Below are 6849 nucleotides of genomic sequence, written 5' to 3'. Positions count from 1 at the left end.
GGCCGGGCCTGGAGTTCGCACGTGTCCGCTTCCGTTCTGCCCGCCGGCCCCGCCGCTCCGTCGCGCTCGCCGGGCCCCAGGGCCGTCTGGTCGCACCGGCGCTCACCCTCGGCCCCGCGCGTGCCGCCGCGCTGCTCGACGCCCTCGCCCCGTCCGACGGTGCCGGCGACCTGCGCTACCTGCGCTGGGTCGCGAAGTCCGTCGAGCGGTTCGTCGCCGCCGGGGCCGTCAGCCCGGTGCTGCGCAGCGACGACGGGGACCAGATAGTGCGCTGGGCGCCCGTGGAGTCCGTGCAGTGGCGCACCTGGGTGCAGACCGCGGCCGCCGCGATGCCGCCGGTGCTGCGCCGCACGGGCGATCTCGCCGCGATCCTCGACATGGGCGCCGAGCTGGCCGACCGGTACGCGCGGCTGCGGCTGGGCGACGGCCCCTGGGCCTGGGTCGCGGCGCCCGTACTGCGGGCGCTCGTCGACGGCGAGCCCCTCCCGGCCCGCGCCGTCGCCGACGCCGGTGCCGCCGCCGCGTGGACCGAGTGGGCGGGCAGTGTCCGCTCCGCCGAGACCCTCCTGGTGCTGCGCCTCGTCGAACCGGACGGCCGCGCCCCGGGCGAGAGCCCCCTGTCCCCGCGGGCCACGCCGGGTGGGACGCCGTGGCGGCTTGAGGTGTGCCGGCGCGTCCCCGGCGCCGCGCCCGTGCGCGCCGATCCGGGCCGGATGAGCCCCGTCGACCTCGACGACCTGGCGGGCGAGCTGGCCCGGGCCCTCGCGGTGTATCCGCCGCTCAAGCGGGTCGCACAGGACGATGCGTCGCTGGACTTCCTGCTCACCACCGAGGAGGCGGAGGCGCTCTTCCTGGAGGGCGCCCCGGGACTGACCAAGGCCGGGTACGAGGTGCTGCTGCCCGCCTCGATCGCGACGGTGCGGCCCGCGCTGCGGCTCGTCGGGCGGGAGCAGCCCGGCCGCACGGCACTCACGGTGCAGGCCGGACTCTCCGAGATCAAGGACTTCGCGTGGCAGCTCGCGGTGGGCGACACCGTGCTCACCGCCAGCGAGCTGGCGTCCCTGGCGAACTCGATGTCCGGGCTGGTCGAGGTCCGCGGGAAGTGGGTGCGCGCCGATCGCCGCACGCTGGCGCAGGCGGCGCGGTTCGTCGCCGAGCAGCGTTCCGCCGCCGAGTCCGGGACCGATCTGAGCGACCTGCTCGGCATGATCGCCGATCCCGCGGCGCTGCCCGCGCCGCTCGCCGCGGTCGACGGTCTCGGCTGGCTCGACTCGGTGTACCGCGGCGGAACCATCGCACCGGCGGAGGTGGCGGCCCCGTCGACGTTGACGGCGCAGCTGCGCGATTACCAGCTGCGCGGGCTCGAGTGGCTGGTCACCCTGTGGCGCAGCGGCATCGGCGGCGTCCTCGCCGACGACATGGGCCTGGGCAAGACGATCCAGCTGCTCGCGCTCCTGTGCCACGAACGCGAGGCGGGGGAGTCGGTCCGGCCGACGCTGCTCGTCTGCCCCATGTCGGTGGTCGGCAACTGGGTCGCGGAGGCGCAGCGCTTCGCGCCGGGGCTGCGGGTGCACGTGCACCACGGCACCGACCGGCCCACCGGCGAGGAGTTCGGACGGGCCGCGGCCGACTCGGACGTCGTGCTCACCACCTTCGCGCTCGCCGCGCGCGACCGGGAGCTGCTGGCCGGGCACCACTGGGGCCGCGTCGTGGTCGACGAGGCGCAGCACGTCAAGAACGTCAACACCGCCGCCGCGAAGGCGCTGCGGTCGATTCCGGCCGCGCACCGGGTGGCGCTCACCGGCACGCCGGTGGAGAACCGCCTCGAGGACCTGCGGGCCGTGATCGACCTGGTCAACCCCGGCCTGCTGGGCTCGGCCCGCACCTTCCGCAACCGGTTCGCGCTGCCGATCGAGCGGGAGCAGGACCAGGCGGCCGTGCGCCGGCTGAACACCCTGACCTCGCCGTTCATCCTGCGTCGCGAGAAGACCGACCCGGCCATCGCCCCGGAGCTCCCGGAGAAGGCCGAGTTCGCGGTCCGTGCCTCGCTCACCCCCGAGCAGGCGGGCCTGTACCAGGCCGCGCTGAACCGGCTGGTGCAGGAGCTGCGGGAGTCGAAGGGCATGGGCCGGCGCGGGCTCGTGCTGGCCTCGCTGACCCGGCTCAAGCAGATCTGCAACCACCCCGCGCACTATCTCGGCGACGGGTCGCCGCTGCTGCGCCGCGGGCAGCACCGTTCGGGCAAGGTCGAGCTGCTGGCGGACATCCTCAGCACCGTCGCGGACGAGGGCGAACGTGCGCTCGTCTTCACCCAGTACGCCGAGTTCGCGCGGATGCTGCAGCCCTGGCTCGCGGGCCTGCTGGGCGAGGAGATCCCCGTGCTCGACGGTGCCGTGCCCCGTGCCGAGCGCGACGCCCTGGTGGCGCGCTTCCAGTCCGGCGACGGCGCCCCGGCCCTGGTCGCGACGGTGCAGTCGGGCGGCACCGGCCTCAACCTGACCGCCGCGAATCACGTGATCCACGTGGACCGCTGGTGGAACCCGGCCGTCGAGAATCAGGCCACCGACCGCGCCTTCCGCATCGGCCAGACGAGGGCCGTGCAGGTGCGCAAGTTCGTCTGCGCGGGCACGCTGGAAGAGCGCATCGACGGGGTGATCGCGGCGAAGAAGGAGCTCTCGTCGATGACGGTGCAGACGGGCGAGGCCTGGCTGACGGAGCTGAACAACGACGAGCTCTACGAATTGGTCGCCCTGCGTGACGAGGCGGTGGTCTAGGTGGCGCGACGGACCCGCGACACCGCGCGGCCGATGGGCGCGACGTGGTTCAGCCGGCGCCTGATCCAGCAGCGCGAGGACGTGACCGAGCGGCGCAAGGTGCAGTACGCGCGGCGGCTGTACCAGGAGCACCAGGTGTACTCGCTGGCCGTGGTGCCGGCGTCGATCACCGCGACGGTGCAGGGCAGCCAGCTCGACCCGTTCGGCGTCGGGCTGTCGCGGGTGCCCGGCGATCCCGCCGCGGTGGTCTCCCTACTCGTCGCGCAGGGCGCTACGGCGGAGTTGCTCGGCGTGACTCGGGGCGAACTGGGGCGCACGCTGGGGGAGCTGGTGCTGCCCGAGACCGCGTCCGACGTGATCGTCGATTGCGCCTGCCCGGACGACTCCGGCGCCTGCGTGCACGCCCTCGCCCTGACGTACGAGTTCTGCGCCGCGGCGGACGGGGACCCGTCGCTGGTCCTCGACTTCGCGGGCGTCCCGCTCGCCGGGCTGCTGGCCCGCGTCAACGCGTCCGAGCGGGAGGGCTCCGCTCCGCTCCGTTCCGGGGCCGACGGTGCGCGCCCGTCCGGCGAGGCATGGGACGCCGGTGCCGCGTCCTTCTACGGCGAGGGTTACGACCTCCCGCCGCTGCCCGAGCCGTCCCCGATCGACGCCATGACGCTGCTCGACCCCGCACTCCTGCGCACGGCGCTGCGCCGCACCGGCACGAAACCCGCCGACATCGCCGAGGCGACGGACGAGCTCGCCGAGCTCTACGACCGCCTCCGAGAGCCACGGTGAACTGCGCATGATGGGCTATGTCGGCCGCCCGTGGCCTCGTCGTCGGAGCGACGGCGGAGTGACCGACGCAGGACCGCGTCGGTGACGGAACTTGTCGGTCGGTGTCACTACCCTGAGGGGCGACCTACGAGGGGGTGGCGAGCATGCGGTTCCTGCACACGGCGGATTGGCAACTGGGGATGACCCGGCACTTCCTCGATGCGGATGCGCAGGCCCGGTTCACCGACGCCCGGCTGGACGCGATCTCCCGCCTCGGCGCCGTCGCGGCCGAGCGGGAGGCGGAGTTCGTCGTCGTCTGCGGTGACGTCTTCGAGGACAACCGGCTCGCTCCCGCGGTGATCGCCCGCAGCCTCGACCGGATCGCCGCGATCGACCGCCCTGTATACCTGCTGCCCGGCAATCACGATCCGCTGGACGCGGCCTCGATCTACACCTCCGAGGTGTTCCGGCGGCACCGCCCCGCGAACGTGACCGTGCTCGATGCGCCCGGCGTGCACGAGGTCCGCCCGGGCATCGAGCTCCTGGCCGCGCCGTGGTTCTCCAAGCACCCCGCCGGTGACCCGCTCACCGAAACTGTGGCGGCCGCCCCCGCGCCGGGGGAGGGCGTGCTCCGCATCGCCGTCGGCCACGGCGGCACCCTGCCCGTCGGCGCCCGGGACCAACGCCTGATCGACGTGGCGGCGCTGTCTGAGCGGATCGCCGCCGGCGAGTTGCGGTACGTCGCACTCGGGGACCGGCATTCGGTCACCGAGGTCGCGCCGGCTATCTGGTACTCCGGCGCCCCCGAGGTCACCAATTTCGACCACAAGGAGACGGCGTCCGGCGCCGTCCTCGTCGTCGACGTCCCCGATTCCGGCCCGGCCCGGGTCGAGGCGGTGCGCGTCGGCACCTGGCGGTTCGCCTCGCGCGAGTTCCCGCTCACGGCCGAGCGCGACGTGGACGCCGCCGTCGGTGCGCTGGCGGCCCTGCCGGATAAGGACCGCACCGTGGTCAAGGTCGGCTTCACCGGCACCGTCGGGCTCGCGGCGAAGGCCCGACTGGACGCCGAGATCGAGGCGCTGCGGGCGCGGTTCGCGGCCGTCGAGCTGTGGGAGCGCAAGACCGATCTCGCGGTGCTCCCCGGCGAGGAGGAACTGGACGCGCTCGAGCTCACCGGCCCGGCCGCCGACGCCGCGCAGGAGCTGCTCGGGGTCGCGCGCAGCGGTGGGGAGCGGGCGGCCGACGCCTCCGGGGCGCTGGCGCTGCTCTACCGGCTCACCCGGCAGGAGGTGGTCGCATGAGGCTGCACCGCCTGGCGGTCAGGGATTTCCGCGGCGTCGACGAGCGGGAGATCGCCTTCGCCGACACCGGCGTCACCCTGCTGCACGGCCCCAACGAGGCTGGCAAGTCGTCGATGGTCGAGGCGCTGCAGCTGCTGCTGGACGTCAAGGCCACGTCGAAGTCGCAGCGGGTCGAGGCCGTGTGCCCCGCGCACCGCGACGCCGGGCCCTGGGTCGAGGCGGAGCTCACCGTCGGGCCCCACCGCTTCGTCTACGCCAAGCAGTACCACCGGCGCCCGGGTACGACGCTCACGGTGCTCGAGCCCACGCCGCTGCAGCTCACGGGCGGCAGTGCGGAGTCGTGGGTGGCCGAGCAGATGGCCGCGCACGTCGACGGCGACCTGCTCGCCGCGCTCACCGTGCTGCAGGGCCCCGGCCCGGAGCAGCCCTCCCTGCGGGACAGCAGCGCCTTCGCGAAGGCGCTGGACTCGGCCTCGGGTGGCGCGGGGGAGGACGAGCCCGGCGCCGAACGGCTGGCCGAGGCCGTCGCCGCCGAGCGTGCCCGCTACTTCACGCCCACCGGACGGCCCACGGCGGAGCTGTCCGCGGCCCGTGCCCGCGAGGCCGCCGCGCGCACGGCGCTGGACGAGGCCGAGTCCGCGCTGCGCGAGGTGGACCGCGTCGTCGAGGATCACGCCCTCGCCTCCGCACGCCTGTCCGCCCTTGGGGAACGACGGTCCGCCGCCGCCGCGGCCCTGGAGGCCCTGGCCGCCGATCAGGAGCGGATCGGCGCGCTCCAGTCGACGCTCGCGCAGGCCCGCGCCGCCCACGAATCGGCACTCCTGCGCGAGCAGACCGCCGGCGACGCCGCGAACGGCCGGCGCCGGCTCGTCGACAAGCAGGCCCTCGCCGCCGAGCGCACCGCCCGGGTGCGGGTGCAGCGCGACCGTGCGCTCGCGGACCGCGAGGTGCTCGCCGCGGAGGCGTCGTGGCTCGAGACCACGGTGCACGAGCTGTCGGCGGTCTCCGCCGACCGCCGGGAGCGGAAGTCGCAGGCGCAGTACGCCGTCGACTACGCCCGCGAGTCCGTGGACTACCAGCGGATCGTCAAGCGGATCGAGCAGGCGCAGCTCGTCGGTAAGGACGTGGAGGACGCCCGGAACCGGCTGGCGGCCAACCCCCTCGACCGGCGCGCCCTGCAGAGCATCGCGGTCGCCGAGCAGCGCTACGAGAAGGCGCAGGCCCGGTTCTCCGCGCTCGCCGCCACGCTGCAGCTGGAGCGGCTCGGCTTCTCCGACGTGCTCGTGGACGGCCGCAACATCGGCGAGGAGCCGGTCGAGGTCGTCGCCGGGAACGGCATGGTGATCGAGGTACCCGGTGCCGTCCGGATCGAGGTGGTGCAGCGCGGCGAGAGCGCCGACGCCGCCGCCGAGATGAAGGCCGCGCACACCGCACTCCGCAGCGCGTGCCGCGACGCCGGGGTAGCGGACGTCGCCGCGGCCCGCGAGCTGCACGAGCAGCGCGAGGCGGTGGAGATCGAGCTGCAGGAGGCGCGGATCGCCCTGGCGCACGCGCTCGGCGACAACACGCTCGCGGAGCTGCGGCAACTCGCCGAGGAGTCGGCGGAGCGGATCGTCGCGCTTGAGGCGGCGGTCGATCCCGAACTCGTGGCCGTCGATCCGGAGCGGGCCAAGGCGAACCTCATGGAGGCGACACAGGCCGAGGTGGCGTCCCGCGCGGAGGAGAAGCGGACGCGCGAGCAGCTCGGGCAGAAGCAGCAGGAGTTGCACGCCGCCGATGTCACCGCGCGCACGGCGGCCAACCGGCTGCAGGACTTCGACCACCAGGCCGCCGAGCTGACCGCGGAGCTGGAACGCGCCCGGGCCGAGGCCGCCGACGAGGCGCTGGGCGAGGCGGCCGACGCCGCCGTCGTCGCCCGGGAGGCCGCCGCGGCGCAGGTCGCCGAGCACGAGGCCGCAGCCAGGGAGGCCGACGTCGCCGGCTTCGCGGCCCGTCTCGCCGCCGCCCGCGCGCAG

4 protein-coding genes are annotated in these 6849 nt (G+C 74.7%); all 4 read left to right on the top strand.

What is annotated here, in order from left to right:
• Nucleotides 1-2774: DEAD/DEAH box helicase (locus FK529_RS19615; RefSeq protein WP_146564326.1), on the top strand; the 2774-nt coding region annotated here is incomplete at its 5' end.
• Entirely contained in the window at nucleotides 2775-3554 is a 780-nt protein-coding gene (locus tag FK529_RS19610; protein ID WP_146564324.1) for a hypothetical protein, read from the top strand. It begins immediately after the preceding gene.
• 143 nt (nucleotides 3555-3697) lie between these two features.
• Nucleotides 3698-4834: a metallophosphoesterase family protein gene (locus tag FK529_RS19605; RefSeq protein ID WP_146564322.1), complete on the top strand. Its 1137-nt coding sequence runs from the start codon at nucleotides 3698-3700 to the stop codon at nucleotides 4832-4834.
• On the top strand, nucleotides 4831-6849 hold a 2019-nt coding region (locus tag FK529_RS19600), incomplete at its 3' end, for an AAA family ATPase (protein WP_146564320.1). The genes FK529_RS19605 and FK529_RS19600, both read left to right, overlap by 4 nt.

It is taken from the genome of Tsukamurella asaccharolytica (assembly GCF_007858435.1).
Classification (GTDB): Bacteria; Actinomycetota; Actinomycetes; order Mycobacteriales; family Mycobacteriaceae; genus Tsukamurella; species Tsukamurella asaccharolytica.
This window is presented reverse-complemented; position numbering and strand designations above follow the sequence as displayed.